This window comes from Tibeticola sediminis (genome assembly GCF_003843835.1).
Lineage (GTDB): Bacteria > Pseudomonadota > Gammaproteobacteria > Burkholderiales > Burkholderiaceae_C > Tibeticola > Tibeticola sediminis.
Genome location: NZ_RKQL01000004.1, coordinates 37025 through 55599, shown reverse-complemented (window position 1 = coordinate 55599; position 18575 = coordinate 37025). Strand labels below are relative to the sequence as shown.

The following is an 18575-nucleotide window of genomic DNA, read 5'->3' as shown; positions in this document are numbered from 1 at the left end:
CGCGGGAACGGGTTTAGGGCAACGCTGAATAAGTTCCTGCGATGGCGCGCGCCCGGCCGCGGGATGGGATGCGAGGCGCAAACCGCAGCCATAGCTGAAGCTATGGCGAGGATTTGCAACGACGCAGACCGCCCGCTGCCGGGATGCGCGGCGCGCGAGGGACTTGTTCAGCGTTGCCTTCGCATGGCCCTTGGCGCACACGGCTGCGGCCCAGCGCGGCACAATGTGGCTCGATTTAGGGTGAACTTCGTGGAGTGGGTATGAAGCGTTCTGTTTTCTTGGCGCTGCTGCTTGGCAGCTTTGCGGTGGCACCCGCGCTGGCCCAGGCGCTCAAGCCCGGCCTGTGGGAAGTGCGCACGAAGATGGGGGGCAACCCCGAGATGGAGCAGGCCCAGGCCGAGATGCAAAAAGCACTCGCTGGCATGCCTGCGGCCGAGCGCAAACAAATGGAAGAGATGATGGCTCGGCAGGGCGTGAGCATCGGCGCCGGAACGGACGGTGGCATGGTCACGCGGGTCTGTATCAGCAAGGACATGGCCGCGCAACGAGTGCCGCCGGTCCAGACCCAGGGGAACTGCACGACGACCATCACCGAACGATCGCCTTCGCGGATGAAAGCGCGCTTCACCTGCACCAACCCGGCTTCGAGCGGCGAGGGTGAGTGGACCTTCCAAGGCGACACGGCCTACTCGATGAAGATGAGCACCACCTCCACCCATAAAGGCCAGCCCCTGCGCTCCACCATGGAAGCTCAGGGTCGCTGGCTGGGTGCCGACTGCGGCACGATCGCGCCCTTGCCCATGCCAAAGATCGAGGGTTCGCGCTGAATCGCCCCGGGGTCTGTCTGGGCCGCCCTCCTTAACCTCCGCTCAATGCCCTCTGCCCCCTCCGCCGGCGGTCGTTCCATGTCCACACCCCTGCGCATCACCTTCGTCTGTCTCGGCAACATCTGCCGCAGTCCCACCGCTCACGGCGTGTTGCGGCGCAAGTTGGCGGAGGCGGGGCTGGCGGACTGGGTGCGGGTGGACTCGGCGGGCACCCATGGGCATTGGCATGCGGGCAAGCCGCCCGATGAACGCGCGCAGGAGCATGCGCGGCAGCGCGGCTATGAACTCTCGGACTTGCGCGCACGGCCATTGACCGAGGCCGACTTCGAGGCCAGCACGCTCGTGCTGGTGATGGACTGGGACAACCTGGCGCTGGCCGAGCAGATGGCGCCGCCCGCGCATCGCCGCAAAATCCGCCGTCTGACCGAGTTCTGCCGCCGCTACGACAGCCCCGTCGTGCCGGACCCCTACTACGGCGGAGAAGAAGGCTTCGAGCAGGTGCTCGACCTCATCGAGGACGCCTGTGAGGGGCTGATTGCGCATTTGCAGCAGCGGCTGGCTGCGCGGCCCGCCGACTCGCTCGGTGGTCTGAATTGAGCGGCGCTCAGGGCCGAGTGCAGGGGCGCAAACGGGTGATGCCCCCGTCGCTGGGCAGCCAGGTGTGCAAAGGCGCGCAGCGGCCAGCGGCGCACCAGTCATAGTCGGCGGCGTAGGGCGAACGCGTGAGCCGAAGTTCTGGCAGCCAGGTCTGCGCGGGCGTGTAGACGTACCAGCCCTCGACGAGCCTGGCGTCGTCTGGCGGCTCCATGCCGGCTGCGGAACCGCGGATGCGGGCCTGCGTCGCTCGCAGCACTGGCGTGGCGCTGCCCGCGGTCAGCTCGACACGGTAGTCCTCCTCCCAGCGCACCCGTTCGATCGAGTGCGTCCACGCGAGCGTGAAGCGCTCGGCCGGCACGAACACCTCGGGGGCGCTCGCCGAGGCGAGCAGGCTCAGACAGATGCCGAGCCACATGGGCTCATGCCGCGGCCGCGCGGCGGGCCTGCCAGGCGTGCCATGCGACGAAGGCCGCGATCAGCGCAAGCCCGATTTCATCGGTGAGCGGATAGGCGACCACGAGCAGACTCGCCGCTGCAACTGCCAAAGCGCGCTCCCAAGCGCGCAGCGGCGCCCAGAGATAACCGATCGCGCCCGCACCCCACATGCCGATGGCCACGAGCGCTTTGAAAACGATCCAGGCGACATCGACCCAGTTGTCGGTTTGCAGCATGAGCGCCGGGCTGTAGACCGCCATGAACGGCACGACGAAGCCCGCGATCGCGACCCGCAGCGCTTGCATGCCGATGGCGAGCCCCGACGCGCCAGCAATCGGTGCGGCCGCAAACGCGGCCAGCGCCACCGGTGGCGTGAGGTCGGCCATGATGCCGAAATAGAACACGAACATGTGCGAGACGATCAGCGGCACGCCGAGCTTGAGCAAGACCGGCGCAGCCAAGGAACTGGTGATGATGTAGTTCGGAATTGTCGGAATGCCCATGCCCAGCACGAGGCAGATCACCATGGTCAAGAACAGCGCGAGGAACAGGTTGTTCTCGCCGACCGCGATGATCTGCCCGCCCAGTTCGGCCGCCACGCCCGTGAGGTTGATGATGCCGATGATCACCCCCACCAGCGCACAGGCAATCGCCACCGGCAGTGCATGGCGCGCACCGTCGGCCAGGGCGAGGAGCGCGAGGCGGCGCGCATTGGCACCGACGCGCCTCGCGTAGGTCAACGCCAGCAGCACGGCAATGACCACGAAGAAGGTACCCACGCCGAAGCGGAAAAAGCCCGCGCAGGCCAGGCCGAGCAGCGTCCAGAACAGAGCCCGCAACCCGCGCGACTGCACGCCGCTGAGCACCGCGGCGCCAAAGATCAACACGACGGTGAGCGCCAGTCCCACCGTGCCCGAGAACAGCGGCGTGTAGCCGGAAAACAGCAGCACCACCAGACCGAGCAGCGGCAACAGCAGATGCCAGCGCTCGCGCACCGCAGCCCAGGGATCGGGGCACTGGTCTTTGGGCAGGCCGTGCAGCCCGCGGCGGCCGGCTTCGAGGTGCACCATCCAGAATGCGGTGACGAAATACAGGATGGCCGGGATCAGCGCCGCCTTGACGATGGCGACATAGGGCACGTTGATCGTCTCGGCCATGATGAAGGCGACCGCACCCATCACGGGAGGCATGATTTGCCCGCCCATGCTGCTGGTCGCCTCGACCCCACCAGCGAACGCGGGGCTATAGCCAAAGCGTTTCATCAGCGGGATGGTGAATTGGCCGGTGGTGACCACGTTGGCTACACCGGAGCCATTGATCGTGCCCATGAGCCCACTGGAGATCACGGCGACTTTCGCGGGCCCGCCGCGCGTGTGGCCGACGGTGCCCATGGCAAAGTCGGTGAAGAGCGCAATCATCCCCGCCTGCTCCAAAAAGGCACCGAACAGGATGAAGAGGAAGATGTAGCTCGACGACACATAGGTCGGCGTGCCGTAAATGCCCTCGGTGCCAAAACCGAGCGTGCTCACGATCTGATCGAGCCCAAAGCCCCGGTGCGCGAGCACGCCGGGCAGATGCTGCCCGAACAGTCCATACGCCAAAAACACCGCGCACACCAGCGGCAGGCCCCAGCCCATCACGCGCCGCGCGGCTTCGAACACCAGCGCCAGCGTGACGACACCCACCACCCAGTCGCTGGCGATCAGTTCGCCGGCGCGCTGTGTCAGGTCGGCCTCATAGCGCCAGTGGTAAAGACCGAAGACGAAGCCCACCAGTCCCAGCGTCCAGCCGAGAATCTGGCCCAGGCTGCGCCAGCGCTCGCGCGTCTCGAACGGCGGGTAGAGCGTGAAGATCAACAGCAGCACGAAGCCCACATGCACCGTGCGCACCACTTGGCTGGAGAGCGGGCTGAACGCCGCCGTGATCAGCTGAAATGCCGAAAACGCGAGTGCAATCCAAAAGGTCAGGCCCGGAAGCTCGGGATGGCGGGGGGAAGACGCGGCTGCCGGGGGGGCGTTTTCAGGAGCGGGGTCGCGCGACATGGCGGGCCTTGGGTGGCGGGTTCGGCGAGCGTTTGGGCGCGCGGTGCCCCCGCGCGCCGGGCTGGGTGGGGCGCAGGTGCGCTTACTTGATCACGCCGACTTCGCGGTAGTACTTCTCCGCACCCGGGTGCAGCGGGATGGGCATGCCTTTGACGGCGTTTTCGCGCTGGATGGCCTTGGCGGCGTTGTGCGCGGCGCGGAGCGTGTCGAGGTTGTCGTACATCGCCTTGACCATCTGATAGACCAACGCGTCGGGCACGCCCGCATGGGTCACGAGGAAGTTCGGGATGGCCGCGGTCGGCACGTCTGCGGTCTGCCCGGTGTAGGTGTTGGCCGGAATCACGGCGGTTTGATAGGCGGGGTCGCCGACTTTGGCCACGACTTCCGGGGGCACGGGCACGACCACGATCTTGACCGCCGTGGCCAGGTCGCGGATCGAGGCCACGCCCAGCCCGGCCGACTGCAGCGTGGCGTCGAGCTGGCGGTTCTTCATGAGTTCGACCGATTCGCCAAAGGGCAGGTACTCGACCTTGCCCAGGTCGGCATAGCTCAGGCCCGCGGCTTTGAGGATGGCGCGCGCATTGAGCTCGGTGCCCGATTTCGCGGCGCCGACGGAGACGCGCTTGCCTTTGAGGTCCGCGAGCGTCTTGATGCCGCTGTCGGCGCTGGCGACGATCTGGATGTAGTTGTTGTAGGTTGCGGAGAAGCCGCGCAGCCGGTCGAGCTTGGTTTTGAAGCCCGCCTCGGCATCGCCCTTCCAGGCGTCGGACACCGCATCACCGAGGGCGAAGGCCAGTTCGCCGCGCCCGGCCTGCAGCAGGTTGAGGTTCTCGGCGCTGGCCTTGGTGACCTGAGCGGTCGATCGCGCGTTGGGGATGGCCTTGCCGAAAATCTGGCTCAGTGCCACGCCCAGCGGATAGTAGACCCCGCTTTGTCCGCCGGTGAGGATGTTGATGAACTGAGCCTGTTGGGCCAGAGCGGCGCCCGTGGCGAGCGCCAGGCCCACGGCGAGCGCAAGGCAGAGTGTTTTCAAAAAGCGCATGGGTGTCTCCGATTTGGGGGGGCGGGTGTCGCTGCGGCTCGCGGCCACCGGATCGGTCCATTCTATTTTTTCGGGGCGATACTTGGGGCCTCAGGCACCTATGGTTTCCCCGCATGTTTCGTTACCACACCGTTCCCGTCACGCCATTTGCCCAAAATGCTTCTTTGGTTTGGGACGACGCCACGATGCAAGCGGCCGTCATCGACCCGGGCGGCGATCTCGACCGGTTGCTGAGCGAAGCGGCGCGGTTGGGGTTGCGGCTCGAGCAGATCTGGCTCACCCACGCGCACATCGACCATGCCGGCGGCGCGGGCGAGCTTGCGCGCACGCTCGGGCTGCCGATCATCGGCCCGCATCCCGGCGACCAGTTCTGGATCGACGCCTTGCCCGAACAAAGCCGCATGTTCGGTTTTCCACCGGCCGAGCCCTTCACGCCCAGCCGTTGGCTGGCCGATGGCGACACGGTGTCGCTCGGGGCGTGCACCTTGCAGGTGCGGCACTGTCCGGGGCATACGCCAGGGCATGTCGTCTTTCACGCCGCCGAGGCCCAGCGCGCCTTTGTGGGCGACGTTTTGTTTGCGGGCTCGATCGGCCGCACGGATTTCCCCGGGGGCAGCTACGAGCAGCTCGTCGAGAGCATCGTGACGCGACTGTGGCCCATGGGTGACGAGACGGTCTTCATCCCCGGCCACGGCCCGGAGAGCACTTTTGGCCGCGAGCGCCGCAGCAACCCGTACGTGGGTGGAACCTGAGCGTAGCGGGCCGTGCCCGCCGTTCAGCCGCGCGCCAGCGCCTGCTCGTACAGCGGGCGCACCTTGGGCACGTTGGCTTCGAGTTGACGGATGCGTTCCGGGCTGTTGGGGTGGGTGGAGAGAAAGCCCGGCGGTTCGGAATCGCCCTTGAGCGCTGCCATTTTTTTCCACAGCTCGACGCTGGCCTCGGGCTTGAACGCGGCGCGCGCGGCGATCTCCAGGCCGACGAGGTCGGCTTCGGTTTCGTCGTCGCGGCTGTATTTGAGGCTGAGCAGCTGGGTGCCGAGGTTGGCCGCGACGTCGCCGATCTGGCCCAGGCCGAGCAGTTGCGCGCCCAGGCGCAGGCCCAGGTTGGTCGCCTCGGTCTTGGCGATGCGTTCGCGCGCATGCTCGCGCAGCGCATGCGCCATTTCGTGGCCCATGACCATCGCCGCTTCGTCCGAGTCGAGCTTGAGTTGTTCGAGGATGCCCGTGTAGAAGGCAATCTTGCCGCCGGGCATGCACCAGGCGTTGATCTGCTTGCTCGCGATCAGGTGGACTTCCCACCGCCAGTGCTGCGCGCGGGGGTTCCAGGGCAGCGCGTGCGGGATCAGGCGGCGCGCGATCGCGCGCAGGCCGCGCAGTGCGGGATGGTCCTCGGGCGCAAGCGCTCCTTTCGCGCGGGCTTCGGCGATGATTTGGGCGTATTGCTGCGCGGCCGAGCGTTCGAGCGTTTCGGCTGGCACCAGGGTGCGCAGCGTCGAAGGTTTGCCGACATCGACTTGGGCCAGCGCGGGCGCGAACATGCCCGCCGCAGCGCTGCCCGCGGCGAGTTGAAGCAAGGCCCGCCGCGGCGCCCAGGGCGCGTTCGCGGCCGGACGTGCGTAGGCACCGACTTCATGGTCGATGGTGGAGTCTTGCGACTTGAGGGAGCAAAGCCAGCACATGGTGCGGGAATAATAAGCCGATGGCCATACCCAACGATCCCGCCGCGAAATCCGCCACCGCGGTCGAGGCGACACCGGCTTCTGTCTCGGCTGCGCCCGGCTGGCTGGCGGCTTGGCGCGTCTACCTCGAGCCCGCGAGCCTGCGCATGCTTGCGCTCGGCTTTGCCGCGGGTCTGCCTTTGTTGCTGGTGCTGGGCACGCTGTCGTTCCGGCTGCGCGAGGCGGGCATCGACCGCGCGACCATCGGGCATTTGAGCTGGGTGGGCCTGGCTTACGGTTTCAAATGGGCCTGGGCCCCGCTGGTGGACCGGCTGCCGCTGCCGGGGCTGGGCCGCCTGGGTCAGCGGCGCAGTTGGCTGCTGTTGGCGCAGGCGCTGGTGGTGGCGGGCTTGGTCGGCATGGCGCTGGTCGATCCGCGCGAGGCGCTCGGGCCGATCGTGGCCTGTGCGCTGCTGGTCGCCTTTGGCTCGGCCACGCAGGACATCGCGCTCGACGCATTTCGCATCGAGTCGGCCGACACCGCGCACCAGGGCGCGCTGGCCGCGAGCTACCAGGCCGGCTATCGGCTGGCGATGATCTGGGCCGGCGCGGGCGTGCTGTGGATTGCCGCGCGCGCGCAGGGCGAGGCCAGCGGCTACGACGCCGCGGCCTGGCGCATCGCCTACCTCGTGATGGCCGCCTCGATGGCCGTGGGCATGGTGACGGTGGGCTTCTCGCGCGAGCCTGCGGCGCGCGATATTCCGCGCGCCCGCAGCCTCGCCGACTGGTTGCGCGGCGCGGTGGTGGAGCCCTTTGCCGATTTCATCGGCCGCTACCGTTGGCAGGCGGTGCTGATCCTGACGCTGATCGCGTGCTACCGCATCAGCGACGTGGTGATGGGCATCATGGCCAACCCGTTTTACGTGGACATGGGCTACACCAAGGACGAGGTCGCAGCCGTGACCAAGATCTATGGCGTCGTGATGACGCTGGTCGGCGCCTTCATCGGCGGCGTGCTGTCGCTGAGGCTGGGGGTGATGCGCGTGTTGATGCTCGGGGCGGCGGCCAGTGCTTTGACGAATCTCCTGTTTGCCTGGCTCGCGGGCCATGGGCATGACGTGCCGGCGCTGATCGGCGTGGTCTCGGCCGACAACCTCGCCAGCGGCATCGCCTCGGCGGCATTCATCGCTTACCTCTCGGGGCTGACGCAGGTGCGCTACTCGGCCACCCAGTACGCTTTGCTCAGTTCGCTGATGCTGCTGCTGCCCAAGTTCGTGGCCGGGTTTTCGGGCGACGTGGTCGACGCCATCGGCTACGCCTCGTTTTTCACCGCAACCGCCTTGTTGGGGCTGCCGGTGCTCGTTCTGGTGTGGGCGGCCTCGAAATGGGCACCTGTGGCAGAAAAATGAAGAAATATCGTGGAATGCCGGCGTGAAATGTCGCTTTCTTGCTCTTATTTTTGAAGTAAATTTCGCACGGAAGGAAGCGGGTTTACGCTTGTTTACCTGGGCTTCATGCGCGCGCAGGCTTGCATCCGCATGATTCCGACCTGTCTCTCGTGCCGTCCAACCCGCCGATGCCACCGATGTCCCAGCGCCTCCTGATGATCGAAGACGACGAGCGCCTCGCGCAGATGGTGGCGCAATACCTGCAGGCTTCGGGTTTCGAGGTGGCGCACGCGGGCAGCGGCCGCGCGGGGCTCGACCGGCTGCAGGATGCGGTGCCGGCGATCGATCTCGTCATCCTGGACCTCATGCTGCCCGATATCGACGGGCTCGAGGTCTGCCGCCGCATCCGCGCGCAGCCCGGGGCGGCCGGCAGCCTGCCGGTGCTGATGCTCACCGCCAAAGGCGACCCGATGGACCGCGTCATCGGCCTCGAAATTGGCGCCGACGATTACCTGCCCAAGCCTTTCGAGCCACGCGAGTTGCTCGCGCGTGTGCGTGCGCTGCTGCGGCGGCGCAGCGCACCGGCCGCCGACGCACCCGCATCGCGCTTACGCTTTGGCTCGCTCGAGATCGACCGCGACGCGCGGCAGGTTCGGCTCGGTGAGCGCGTCTGCACGCTTACCGCCTACCAGTTCGATTTGCTGCTCGCTCTGGCCGAGCGGGCCGGCCGCGTGCTCACGCGCGACCAGATCATGGAAGCGGTGCGCGGGCGCGAACTCGAGGCCTTCGACCGCTCGATCGACGTGCATGTGGGCCGCATCCGGGCCGAGATCGAGGCCGACCCGAAAAACCCCAAGCGCATCCTCACCGTGCGTGGCGTGGGCTACGTTTTTGCGAAGCAGCAGGATTGAGCCTAAATCCGGCAGTTGACCGCTTTGAGCTGAATGCAAGGTGTTGATGTTTGAACCGTTTTTGGTGCAAAAGCCGTTCACCGCTTGGGTTAGGGCAACGCTCAACAAGTCCCTCGCGCGTCGCGCATCCCGGCTGCGGGCGGTCTGCGTCGTTGCAAATCCTCGCCATAGCTGCGGCTATGGCTGCGGTTTGCGCCTCGCATCCCATCCCGCTTCCGGGCGCGCGCCATCACGGGAACTTGCTCAGCGTTGCCTTAGCGCTGCGCACCCGTTCGAGCCGCCCTCGGGTGCGGGGGCGGCGTTGCAAATCCTCGCCATGGCGAGCGCCATGGCTGTGGTTTGCGCCTTGCCCGCGCGCCCGATGACGACCCGCCCGGGCGCGCTCAACTGCCGGATTTAGGCTGAGCCTGCGGCGTCCACGCGTCTCGATCCCTCGCACTCACCCCCATGTTCCAGGCCCTGGCCCGTCGGCTCTATCTGCGCATCTGGCTCGCCGTGGTTGCGGCGATTGCGGTGCTCGCGCTGCTGCTCGGCTGGGCTTGGCGGGTTGCGGCCGATCATCAGGCGCGCTTGTCCGCACCGCCGCGCGAAGTCCTGGTGCGGGATGCCAGCGGCGCGCTCATCGGCACGGCCAAAGCCGAGCGGCGACGCGAGCCGGGACAGCCTTTGCGTTTCGTCGTGACGCTGGCCGACGGGCGCGAACTGCAGCTCGAACTGCCGCGCCGGCCGATGGAGCCGCCGCTGCGGCCAGGTGCAGGCCCGAATGCCGGCCCCCCCGTGGGAGCGGCTGGCCTGCCGGGCCCGGCTGGTGAGCCGGCGCGACGCTGGCGCGCGGACGCAGCACCGTTCTGGGTGGAAGCACCCTTGGGTTTTCTGTGGTTGCTGGCCTTGGTCGGGGTCGCCGTGGCAGTCGCGGTCTATCCCGTGGCGCGCCGCCTCACGATGCGGCTCGAAGCTTTGCAACGCGGCGTGCGCCGCTGGAGTGAGGGCGACTGGTCGGCGCGCGTGCCCGTGCAGGGGCAGGACGAGGTCGCCGAACTCGCCGCGCGGTTCAACGAGGCGGCAGGCCGCATCGAAACCCTGCTGTCGACGCAGCGGCAGCTGCTGGCCTCGCAAAAGCAGCTGCTTGCCAACGCCTCGCACGAACTGCGCTCGCCGCTGGCGCGCATCCGCATGGGTCTGGAGCTGATGACGGCCGACGCGGGCGCACCGCCTGCCGCGTTGCGGGCGGAACTCGAGCGCAGCATCGGCGAACTCGACCAGCTCGTCGATGAAATCCTGCTGGCGAGCCGGCTCGATACCCCTGAGACCGACTTGGGCACCTTCGAGCGGCTCGATCTCGTCGGCCTGGCCGCCGAGGAGGCCGCGCGCGTCGGTGCCACGCTGGAAGTGACCGGGGGCGTTGCCGATCCGGCGCAGCTCGAGGTGCGCGGCGTGGCCAAGCTGCTGCGGCGGCTGCTGCGCAATCTGCTCGAGAACGCGCGGCGCTATGGCGCCGCTGCCGGCAACGCGGAGATCCGCGTGCGGCTGTCACGCGAGGGCGACGCGGTGGTGGTGCAGGTGTGCGACCGCGGCCCCGGTGTGCCGATGGACCAGTGCGAGCGCATCTTCGAGCCGTTTTACCGCCTGCCCGGAGCCAGCGAGCGTGAAGGGGGCGTGGGCCTGGGATTGGCGCTGGTGAAGTCCATCGCCGAGCGCCACGGCGGGCGCGTGCGCTGCGAGCCGCGAGCGGGCGGCGGCGCGTGTTTCACGGTGTGGCTGCCCGCGGCTGGGGCGGCCGCAAGCTGACCGTTGTTAATGCGCCGCATGCACGATCTCGCCGGCCTTGAGCCGGTAGACCGTGCCGCAGTACGGGCATTTGGCCTCGCCGGTGGAGGCCACGTCGAGGTAGACCCTCGGGTGGCCGTTCCACAACGCCATGCCGGCCTTGGGGTTGGGGCAAAAAATCTCGCCTTGGCGGTTGAGATCGCGCGCGAGCACTTCGACGACGGCGGGTGCCTTGCTCATCGGGGACTCCTGTTTCACACCAGGCTCAGCCAGTGCGCGTACTTGGGATTGCGGCCGTTGACGATGTCGAAGAAGGCGTTCTGGATCCGCTCGGTGATCGGGCCGCGCGAGCCGCTGCCGAGCTCGATGCGGTCGAGCTCGCGGATCGGCGTCACTTCGGCCGCGGTGCCGGTGAAGAAGGCTTCATCGGCGATGTAAACCTCGTCGCGGGTGATGCGCTTTTGCACCACCTCGAGCCCCAAGTCCTTGGCGATGTGCAGCACCGTGTTGCGCGTGATGCCATTCAAGGCGCCAGCTGAGAGGTCGGGCGTGTAGATCACGCCGTTCTTGACGATGAAGATGTTCTCGCCCGCGCCCTCGCTCACGAAGCCCGAGGGGTCGAGCAGCAGCGCTTCGTCATAGCCCTCGTCGGTGACTTCCATGTTGGCGAGGATGGAGTTGGTGTAGTTGCTCACCGTCTTGGCCTGCGTCATCGTGATGTTGACGTGGTGGCGGGTGTAGCTGCTGGTCTTGACCCGGATGCCGCGCTTCATGCCCTCTTCGCCGAGGTAGGCGCCCCAGGACCAGGCCGCGACCATCAGGTGAATGGTGTTGCCCTTGGGGCTGACGCCGAGCTTCTTGTCGCCGATCCAGGTCAGCGGGCGGATGTAGCAGCTCTCCAGCCCATTGGCGCGCACCACGGCTTTTTGCGCCTCGTTGACCTGCTCTTTCGTGAACGGCAGTTTCATGCGCAGGATCTTGGCGCTGTTGAACAGCCGCTCGGTGTGCTCCTCGAGGCGGAAGATCGCCGTGCCGCGCTCGGTTTTGTAGGCGCGTACCCCCTCGAACGCGCCGCAGCCATAGTGCAGCGTGTGCGTGAGCACATGAACCTTGGCATCGCGCCATTCGACCAGCTGGCCGTCCATCCAGATTTTGCCGTCGCGGTCGGCCATTGAGGGGGGCATTGCGCTCATCAGGAGTCCTGTCGAGGTTGTAGGGAGATCACTTCATTTTAGGCCAAGGCTCGGGCAATTCCCGTCGCGGCCAGCGCAGCGCCCGCGCCCGGAAGCCGGTGACAATCGCAGGCGATGCTGCAGGTTTTCGCCGTTACCTTTCCGTTCTTTGCGCTCGTGCTGATGGGCTATGCCGCCGCGCGCCGGGGCCTGCTCGCGCTCGAGGCGATCCCCGGCCTCAACGGCTTCGTGCTCTACTTTGCGCTGCCGGCCATGCTCTATCGCTTTGGCGCTCGCACGCCGATTGCGCAGTTGCTCGATGCCCGGGTGTTTCTGGTCTGGCTGCTCGTCGCACTCGTGGTCGTGGGCTTTTCCGTCGCGATCAGCCTCAACGAACGCATCCGCTGGAAAGATGCGGCCTTCGGTGCGCTCGTCGCGGCGTTTCCGAACACGGGCTTCATGGGGGTGCCGCTGCTGGTGGCGCTGCTCGGTCCCGAAGCGGCGGGGCCGATCATCGTCACCATCCTGGTCGACATGGTCGTGACCTCGTCGCTGTGCATCGGGCTTTCGCAGCTCGACAGTGTCGACGAGCACGGCTTTGCGCACGCGGCGCAAAAAGCACTCAAGGGCATCCTCGTCAATCCCATGCCCTGGGCCATCGGGCTCGGGGCGCTGGCTTCGGCATTCGCGTTCGACTTGCCCGGACCGATCGAGCGCACCGTGGGCCTGCTGGCCGATGCCGCGTCGCCGGTCGCGCTGTTCACCATCGGCGCCGTGCTGGCCCGCTCCGACCTGCGGGCGGCCGCATCCGCGCAGCCTGCGGCAGGGCTCGGCGATGTGCTGCCCATCGTGCTGGTCAAGCTGCTGCTCCACCCGCTGCTGGTGCTGCTCATGGGCATCAGCGCGCGGCATCTGGGCGTGAGCATCGACCGCTTTGCCTTGACCGTGCTCGTGCTGATCGCCGCCTTGCCAAGCGCGAGCAACGTCTCGCTGCTGGCCGAGCGCTTTGGTGCCAACAACGGCCGCATCGCGCGCATCATCCTCATTTCCACCGCGGCGGCCTTTTTCACCTTTTCGGGGGCCGTGGCGTTGCTGCATTGAGGGAATGACTATCCCATTGATGAAAAAAATCAAATAGACCGCGCCGATTGCATCTGGCTCAATCAAGCTCCCAAACCACTTTGGAGTCTTGTCATGAGCCATCCCGTTTCCACCCCGAGTCCTTCCGCGCCTGAGGGCGCATCCCGCTGTCCGTTCCACGAAGCCGGAGGCGCGCGGGCCACCTTGGGCGCGCCGTCGGTCGCGCAATGGTGGCCGAAACAACTCAATCTGGCCATCCTGCACCAGCACCAGCCGGTGTCCAACCCCATGGACCCGGATTTCGACTACGCCGAAGCCTTCAAGAAGCTCGACTTCGCCGCGCTCAAGAAAGACTTGGCCGACCTCATGACCCAGTCGCAGGACTGGTGGCCGGCCGACTGGGGCCACTATGGCGGCCTGTTCATCCGCATGGCCTGGCACAGCGCCGGCACCTACCGCACGGCCGATGGGCGCGGCGGTGCGGGCACCGGCAATCAGCGCTTTGCTCCTCTCAACAGCTGGCCCGACAACACGAATCTCGACAAGGCGCGGCGCTTGCTGTGGCCGATCAAGCGCAAGTACGGCAACGCGATCTCCTGGGCCGACCTGTTCATCCTCGCCGGTAACGTGGCCATGGAAACCATGGGCTTCAAGACCTTCGGTTTCGGCGGCGGCCGGGTCGACATTTGGGCGCCTGAGGAAGACATCTACTGGGGCCCGGAGTCCGAGTGGATGGCCACCAGCGACAAACCCGGCGGTCGCTACAGCGGCGAGCGCGAACTCGAAAACCCGCTGGCCGCCGTGCAGATGGGTCTGATCTATGTGAACCCCGAAGGCCCCGATGGCCGGCCCGACCCGGTCGCCAGCGGGCACGACGTGCGCGTGACCTTTGCCCGTATGGCCATGAACGACGAGGAGACCGTGGCCCTGATCGCGGGTGGCCACACCTTCGGCAAGGCCCACGGCGCGGGCGACCCCAAGCTCCTCGGTCCGGAGCCAGAAGCTGCGCCGCTCGAAGAGATGGGCCTGGGCTGGAAGAACGCCCACGGAAAGGGACACAGCGAGCACACGACCACCAGCGGCATCGAAGGCGCCTGGAAGCCCAACCCGACGCGCTGGGACATGGGTTATCTGAAGGTCTTGTTCAAATACGACTGGGAGCTCGTCAAGAGCCCGGCCGGCGCCTGGCAGTGGCTGGCCAAGGATGTGGACGAAGAGGACATGATCCCCGACGCCCATGTGCCCGGTGTTCGGCATCGGCCGATGATGACCACCGCCGACCTGTCGCTCAAGTTCGACCCGGCCTACGAAAAAATCGCCCGCCATTTCCTGAACCACCCGGACGCCTTCGCCGACGCCTACGCCCGTGCCTGGTTCAAGCTCACGCACCGCGACATGGGCCCCAAGGCGCGCTACCTCGGCCCCGAAGTGCCGGCCGAAGACCTGATTTGGCAAGACCCGCTGCCGCCGGTGGATCATCCGCTGATCGATGCCGCCGACGTCCAGGAGCTCAAGGCCCGCATCCGGGCGAGCGGCCTGGCGGTGCGCGAGCTGGTCGCGACCGCCTGGGCTGCCGCCAGTACCTACCGCGACAGCGACAAGCGCGGCGGGGCGAACGGCGCCCGCATCCGCCTCGCGCCACAGAAAGATTGGGAAGTCAACGAGCCCGCCCAGCTCGCGCGCGTCCTCGCCGTGCTCGAAGGCATACAGCGTGGCTTCAATGCCGAGGCCCGCGGCGGCAAACGGGTGTCGCTGGCTGACCTGATCGTGCTGGCCGGCAACGCCGGGGTCGAAGCGGCGGCGCAGGCGGCGGGCGATGTGGTGGAGTTGCCCTTCACGCCCGGTCGCACCGACGCCACGCAGGCGCAGACCGATGTGGCGTCCTTCGCGGTGCTCGAGCCCGTGGCCGATGGTTTTCGCAACTACCGTCAACGCGCCTACCGCGTCTCACCAGAGGAGATGCTGCTCGACCGGGCGCAGCTGCTGCGCTTGTCAGCACCGGAGATGACGGTGCTGGTCGGCGGCCTGCGCGTGCTCGGCGCCAACCACGCGAATGCGCCCGCAGGGGTGTTCACCGAGCGGCCCGGGCAGCTTACGCCGGACTTCTTCACGAACCTGCTCGACATGGGCACGGCGTGGCGGCCGAGCGGCGACAACGCCTATGAGGGGCGCGACCGCCGCAGCGGCGCCCTGAAATGGACCGCCACGCGGGTCGATCTGGTGTTTGGATCGAATTCGCAACTGCGGGCGATTGCCGAGGTCTATGCGCAGGACGACAACCGCGGCAAGTTCGTGCGAGACTTCGCCGCCGCCTGGACCAAGGTCATGGAACTCGACCGCTTCGACCTGCACCGCTGAAGCCGCCGATCGCACGCAACGAAAAGGGCGCCAGCGGGCGCCCTTGTTCCTGCCGGGGTGTGGCCTTTACTGCAGCGGCACCGCGCCGACGAGCGGGCGCTTGGCCAGCGTCCACTCATGCAGCGAGCCGTCGTAGAGGCGGGTGTTCTTGTTTCCCAGGACCTCGGACAACACGAACCACGGGCCCGAGGAGAGGTGACCCGAGTTGCAGTACGTGATGGCCGGAGCTGCCGGATCGATGCCCTGGGCCGCGAACAGCGCGCGGTAGGTGTTCGGGCTCATGAACTTCACCGCGCCGCCGGCGGACTTCAGCATCAGCTCGGGCGGGTAGAGCTTGGCGCCTTCGAGGTGGCCATACGCAAAGACATAGTCACGCTTCACGAGGCCGTGGTAGCTCTTGAGGTCGCGCGAGTCGACCAGGGTGGCATTTTTGGCTTCGATGGACTTGGCCACATCCTCGGTGCTGGCGAAATACTGGGCGGTGCGGTCCGCCTTGGCCACCCAGTTGCCGGTCTTGGCGGGTGCGGGGTCGGTGCTCACGGCGCGGCCTTCGAGCAGCCAGTTGGCGACACCTCCATCGAGCACGGCGATGTCGTCCTCGCCGTAGACCTTCATTTGCCAGTAGACGCGCAGCGCGTCGTCCACATCGGCCGGCTCGGTGCCCACGGGCACGAGCACGATGGGCTTGCCCGCATCGACGCCTGCGGCTTGCACGGCTTTCTCGAAGGTGGCCTTCTCGGGGATCATGTATTTGACCTTCATGCCGCCGATTTCACGCTCGACCCGCATGGTTTTCATGTCGATCAGCCGGGCGCCCGGAATGTGGCCGCCGACCTCTTCCAGTGTCTTCTTGCCGGTCTTCGGGTCGGTTGAGACTTCAGGCTTGGCGGTGAAGGTCTTGGGGTTGCTGCGCACGTCGACGACCTGCACCTGGTCGAGGTTCGCGGCCAGCCAGGCCGAATCGACGATCGGACCGGGCAAGCCTGCGGCAAAGGCCGTGACGGCGCCCCAGCTCAAAACGGCTGTGGCCGCGCATTTGGCGAATAGTTGTCTCATCATGAATCTCCTATTGACTTGGGTTGAATGAAAACCAGCGGCGTTGTCAGCCGGCGATCTGCGCCAGCGTTTGCGGCAGCGACACGCGGCACTCAGACACCACATCGAGGCGCCGATCCTCGAACAGCGCTTCGCCCGGGGTTTGGGACAGCTTGCGCGCGATGCGCGCGTCGCGCCGAAGGATGAGCGCGCGGATTTGCGGTGCGTACAGCTGCACCATCGCCGTCAACCAACGCGCCAGCGGCGCGAGGCGCCCCCGCGTCTCGATGGCAAAACGGGGCAGAGCATCCAGCAGGGCGTCCGCGCTGTGCCACCGTTCGCCCGTAACCCAGCGGTTGGTGGTGAACCAGCGCAAAGGCATGCCCCGGGCGTCGAGCGACAGGCCGGCAAGGTGGAAAAAATCCGGCCCTGAGGGCTGCCCGGATGGATAAACGAAGAGATGAAAGTGCCCATGCTCTTCGGCCGGATAGCGGCGCGAGGTGTGCGCGTGATAGTAGAAACGCGTGCCCCGGGCCGGATCCACGACGTCGCGTGCCGGGTAATGGCGCAGAGGTTCGAGCGTCCGAGCCCCAGCCAAGGCGACCTCGGCGAGGCCGCGGCCCGCGCGTGCGTAGTGCAACTGCAGCGCAGCCACGGTCTCGGCCGCGGCAAGGCGACGCTCGCGGAGATTGTTTATTTCTTCGGTGCGCACGGGTTGGCCGGAGCGCAGGGGTTGCCCGACTCGGCTTTCTTCTTTTTCTTCTTGGCGGGGCCGCAGGGGTTGGCGGGTCCGCAGGGGTTGGCGGCAGCCTTGCTGGCGCTCGCGCCTTGGGCCGGGGCGTCGGCAGCGAGGGCCGCCGGCGCGGGCGCGATCAGCGCGCTGGCGACCAGCAGGGCCGAGACGGTTTCACCGAGTTTCTTGGGTTGGCGTTTCATGGGTGCGTCCTTTCGTGACACGTTGACGGAAAAAAGAAGTGTGCCTTGGTGGCGTCGATCGCGCGGGGGATCAAGCCTCGGCGCCGGCACCGGCCACGGCTTGCTCGGCCGTGACGGGGCCGCGGCTGCGGCGCTCGAACCAGGAGCCAGCGTAAAACACCCCGACGAGTGCGGCCGCCATCAAACCGATGACGACCAGATCGGGGATGCCAAAGGCGTCGGCGAAGGTGTCGCCGCTTTCGAGCTCCCACGCGTTCATCAGCGCTTCGATGGTGGGCCCATAGAGCCCAGCGAAGACGAAGGTGCCGAGGATCAGCCCGACGAGAAATACCAGCGCGTCGAGCCGCCCCGAGGCCAGGCCCACCATGGACGTGCCAGGGCAATAGCCGCCGATGGCAAAGCCCGAGCCCACCAGCACGCCGCCGGCTGCGGCCGCAGCCAGCATGGCGGGCGGGACGAAGACCGAGTCGGCTGCGAGCAAGCCCATGACGCGCAGCAGGTAGAGGCCGGTGGCCGCGACGACGATGGCCGTGAACATCACTTTCAGCACGGACCAGTCGCGCAGACTGAACTGGCCGGTGAGTTTGCACGGACTGCCAAAGCCCGAGCGCTCGAGCGCGACGCCAAACAGCAGGCCGCAGACGAGGCCCGAAATCATGCCGTTGTCATTCAAAGGAAACATCTCAAACCCCCCGCACCAGGCGATGCACGATCAAGCCGGACACGAAGAACGTGCCGAGGAATACGAAGGCTGCGACCCCAAGCGTCGCGGCGCCCGAGAGACCAAGGCCGCTCGTGCAGCCGGCAGAGACGCGGGCACCAAAGCCCGCGAGCATGCCACCGAGCAAGGCGGTGAGGATGCGCGGCCCGGTGCCGATGCTGCGGGCACCGTCGAGCTGCACCCGGAAGCGACCGGCCATGAAAGCCGACGCGAGCGCGCCGATGAACACGCCGATCACCTGCCAGGTGATCCAGTTGTTGAGCGGCTGCCCGCTTTCGGCGATGGGGCCGAGGTAGGCGTTGGCCTGCGTCGCTGCCGGCGCGACCTGCAGGCCGAGCCAGGCGGCCAGGCGCGTGGTGAAGCCCGTGGCGCCCAAGCCGTGTCCCGTCCAAAGAAAGGTCACGAGCAGCACCAGGCCGAGGAAAACGCCGGCCAGCAGCGGTGGCCAGAAGGGCCGCACCGCGCGGGTGCTCGGCGCATGGGAAGTCATCGTCGCTGTCGTCATGGTGTACCGTTTCGATCAAAGGTTGAAAGACCCAATCCGCCGCAAACCCAGGGGGAAGGCTGGGTTTGTCGCTGCGATGGTCCGCAGTCGGGCCGCGGGCCA

General features: G+C 67.1%; 20 protein-coding genes. 9 read left to right on the top strand and 11 right to left on the bottom strand.

All coding sequences use genetic code 11. The features are described from left to right. The first annotated feature begins 260 nt into the window (after window positions 1-260). Entirely contained in the window at window positions 261-827 is a 567-nt protein-coding gene (locus EDC62_RS08855; RefSeq protein ID WP_124222795.1) for a DUF3617 domain-containing protein, read from the top strand. A gap of 78 nt (window positions 828-905) precedes the next feature. Next, the gene (locus EDC62_RS08850) at window positions 906-1424 is read left to right on the top strand and encodes a low molecular weight protein-tyrosine-phosphatase (protein ID WP_245968818.1); all 519 of its coding nucleotides are present in this window, start codon (window positions 906-908) and stop codon (window positions 1422-1424) included. 7 nt (window positions 1425-1431) lie between these two features. Here the strand turns inward: EDC62_RS08850 and EDC62_RS08845 are convergent, their stop codons facing one another. The 3 genes from EDC62_RS08845 to EDC62_RS08835 form a co-directional block, all read right to left on the bottom strand. Then, window positions 1432-1839 carry a DUF1850 domain-containing protein gene (locus tag EDC62_RS08845; RefSeq protein ID WP_124222791.1) on the bottom strand — a complete coding sequence of 136 codons (408 nt, stop codon included), beginning with the start codon at window positions 1837-1839 and terminating at the stop codon, window positions 1432-1434. 4 nt (window positions 1840-1843) lie between these two features. Continuing rightward, a complete protein-coding gene (locus EDC62_RS08840; RefSeq protein WP_124222789.1) occupies window positions 1844-3901 on the bottom strand; it encodes a TRAP transporter permease in 2058 nt (685 codons plus the stop codon). Between the two features lie 82 nt (window positions 3902-3983). Then, window positions 3984-4943: a TAXI family TRAP transporter solute-binding subunit gene (locus EDC62_RS08835; protein WP_124222787.1), complete on the bottom strand. Its 960-nt coding sequence runs from the start codon at window positions 4941-4943 to the stop codon at window positions 3984-3986. A 113-nt stretch (window positions 4944-5056) separates the two neighbouring features. Here EDC62_RS08835 and EDC62_RS08830 point away from each other — a divergent pair, with 113 nt between their 5' ends. Next, a complete protein-coding gene (locus EDC62_RS08830; RefSeq protein WP_124222785.1) occupies window positions 5057-5695 on the top strand; it encodes an MBL fold metallo-hydrolase in 639 nt (212 codons plus the stop codon). Window positions 5696-5718: 23 nt separating this feature from the next. Here the strand turns inward: EDC62_RS08830 and EDC62_RS08825 are convergent, their stop codons facing one another. Further along, window positions 5719-6621, bottom strand: a complete 903-nt coding sequence (locus tag EDC62_RS08825) for a M48 family metallopeptidase (RefSeq protein ID WP_124222782.1) — start codon at window positions 6619-6621, stop codon at window positions 5719-5721. A 20-nt stretch (window positions 6622-6641) separates the two neighbouring features. Here EDC62_RS08825 and EDC62_RS08820 point away from each other — a divergent pair, with 20 nt between their 5' ends. The 4 genes from EDC62_RS08820 to EDC62_RS08805 all read left to right on the top strand — a co-directional run bounded on the left by EDC62_RS08820 (window position 6642) and on the right by EDC62_RS08805 (window position 10687). Continuing rightward, window positions 6642-8009, top strand: coding sequence for an AmpG family muropeptide MFS transporter (locus EDC62_RS08820; RefSeq protein WP_124222780.1), 1368 nt, complete (start codon window positions 6642-6644; stop codon window positions 8007-8009). Between the two features lie 176 nt (window positions 8010-8185). Then, the gene (locus EDC62_RS08815; RefSeq protein WP_124222778.1) at window positions 8186-8899 is read left to right on the top strand and encodes a response regulator transcription factor; all 714 of its coding nucleotides are present in this window, start codon (window positions 8186-8188) and stop codon (window positions 8897-8899) included. Between the two features lie 46 nt (window positions 8900-8945). Next, entirely contained in the window at window positions 8946-9299 is a 354-nt protein-coding gene (locus EDC62_RS08810) for a hypothetical protein (protein ID WP_124222776.1), read from the top strand. 47 nt (window positions 9300-9346) lie between these two features. Continuing rightward, entirely contained in the window at window positions 9347-10687 is a 1341-nt protein-coding gene (locus EDC62_RS08805; protein ID WP_124222774.1) for a sensor histidine kinase, read from the top strand. A gap of 6 nt (window positions 10688-10693) precedes the next feature. On the opposite strand, the gene EDC62_RS08800 is transcribed toward EDC62_RS08805, so the two are convergent. Together EDC62_RS08800 and EDC62_RS08795 are read right to left on the bottom strand one after the other, a co-directional pair. Further along, window positions 10694-10906, bottom strand: a complete 213-nt coding sequence (locus tag EDC62_RS08800; protein WP_124222772.1) for a zinc-finger domain-containing protein — start codon at window positions 10904-10906, stop codon at window positions 10694-10696. Between the two features lie 14 nt (window positions 10907-10920). Further along, on the bottom strand, window positions 10921-11859 hold the full coding sequence (locus EDC62_RS08795; RefSeq protein ID WP_124222770.1) for a branched-chain amino acid transaminase: 939 nt from the start codon (window positions 11857-11859) through the stop codon (window positions 10921-10923). Between the two features lie 114 nt (window positions 11860-11973). On the opposite strand from EDC62_RS08795, the gene EDC62_RS08790 reads away from it, so the two are divergent. Together EDC62_RS08790 and katG are read left to right on the top strand one after the other, a co-directional pair. After that, on the top strand, window positions 11974-12939 hold the full coding sequence (locus EDC62_RS08790; RefSeq protein WP_124222768.1) for an AEC family transporter: 966 nt from the start codon (window positions 11974-11976) through the stop codon (window positions 12937-12939). Window positions 12940-13032: 93 nt separating this feature from the next. After that, the gene (katG, locus tag EDC62_RS08785; RefSeq protein ID WP_124222766.1) at window positions 13033-15276 is read left to right on the top strand and encodes a catalase/peroxidase HPI; all 2244 of its coding nucleotides are present in this window, start codon (window positions 13033-13035) and stop codon (window positions 15274-15276) included. Window positions 15277-15342: 66 nt separating this feature from the next. Here katG and EDC62_RS08780 read toward each other — a convergent pair whose 3' ends face one another. The 5 genes from EDC62_RS08780 to EDC62_RS08760 all read right to left on the bottom strand — a co-directional run bounded on the left by EDC62_RS08780 (window position 15343) and on the right by EDC62_RS08760 (window position 18473). Further along, the gene (locus EDC62_RS08780) at window positions 15343-16332 is read right to left on the bottom strand and encodes a sulfurtransferase (RefSeq protein WP_170159043.1); all 990 of its coding nucleotides are present in this window, start codon (window positions 16330-16332) and stop codon (window positions 15343-15345) included. A gap of 46 nt (window positions 16333-16378) precedes the next feature. Further along, window positions 16379-17023: a DUF6969 family protein gene (locus EDC62_RS08775; RefSeq protein ID WP_124222762.1), complete on the bottom strand. Its 645-nt coding sequence runs from the start codon at window positions 17021-17023 to the stop codon at window positions 16379-16381. After that, entirely contained in the window at window positions 17005-17247 is a 243-nt protein-coding gene (locus tag EDC62_RS08770) for a hypothetical protein (protein ID WP_124222760.1), read from the bottom strand. The genes EDC62_RS08775 and EDC62_RS08770 overlap by 19 nt, the downstream gene beginning before the upstream one ends. A gap of 70 nt (window positions 17248-17317) precedes the next feature. Further along, window positions 17318-17929, bottom strand: coding sequence for a DUF6691 family protein (locus EDC62_RS08765; RefSeq protein WP_124222758.1), 612 nt, complete (start codon window positions 17927-17929; stop codon window positions 17318-17320). A 1-nt stretch (window position 17930) separates the two neighbouring features. Beyond that, window positions 17931-18473 carry a YeeE/YedE thiosulfate transporter family protein gene (locus EDC62_RS08760; RefSeq protein ID WP_245968817.1) on the bottom strand — a complete coding sequence of 181 codons (543 nt, stop codon included), beginning with the start codon at window positions 18471-18473 and terminating at the stop codon, window positions 17931-17933. Between the last annotated feature and the right edge of the window lie 102 nt (window positions 18474-18575).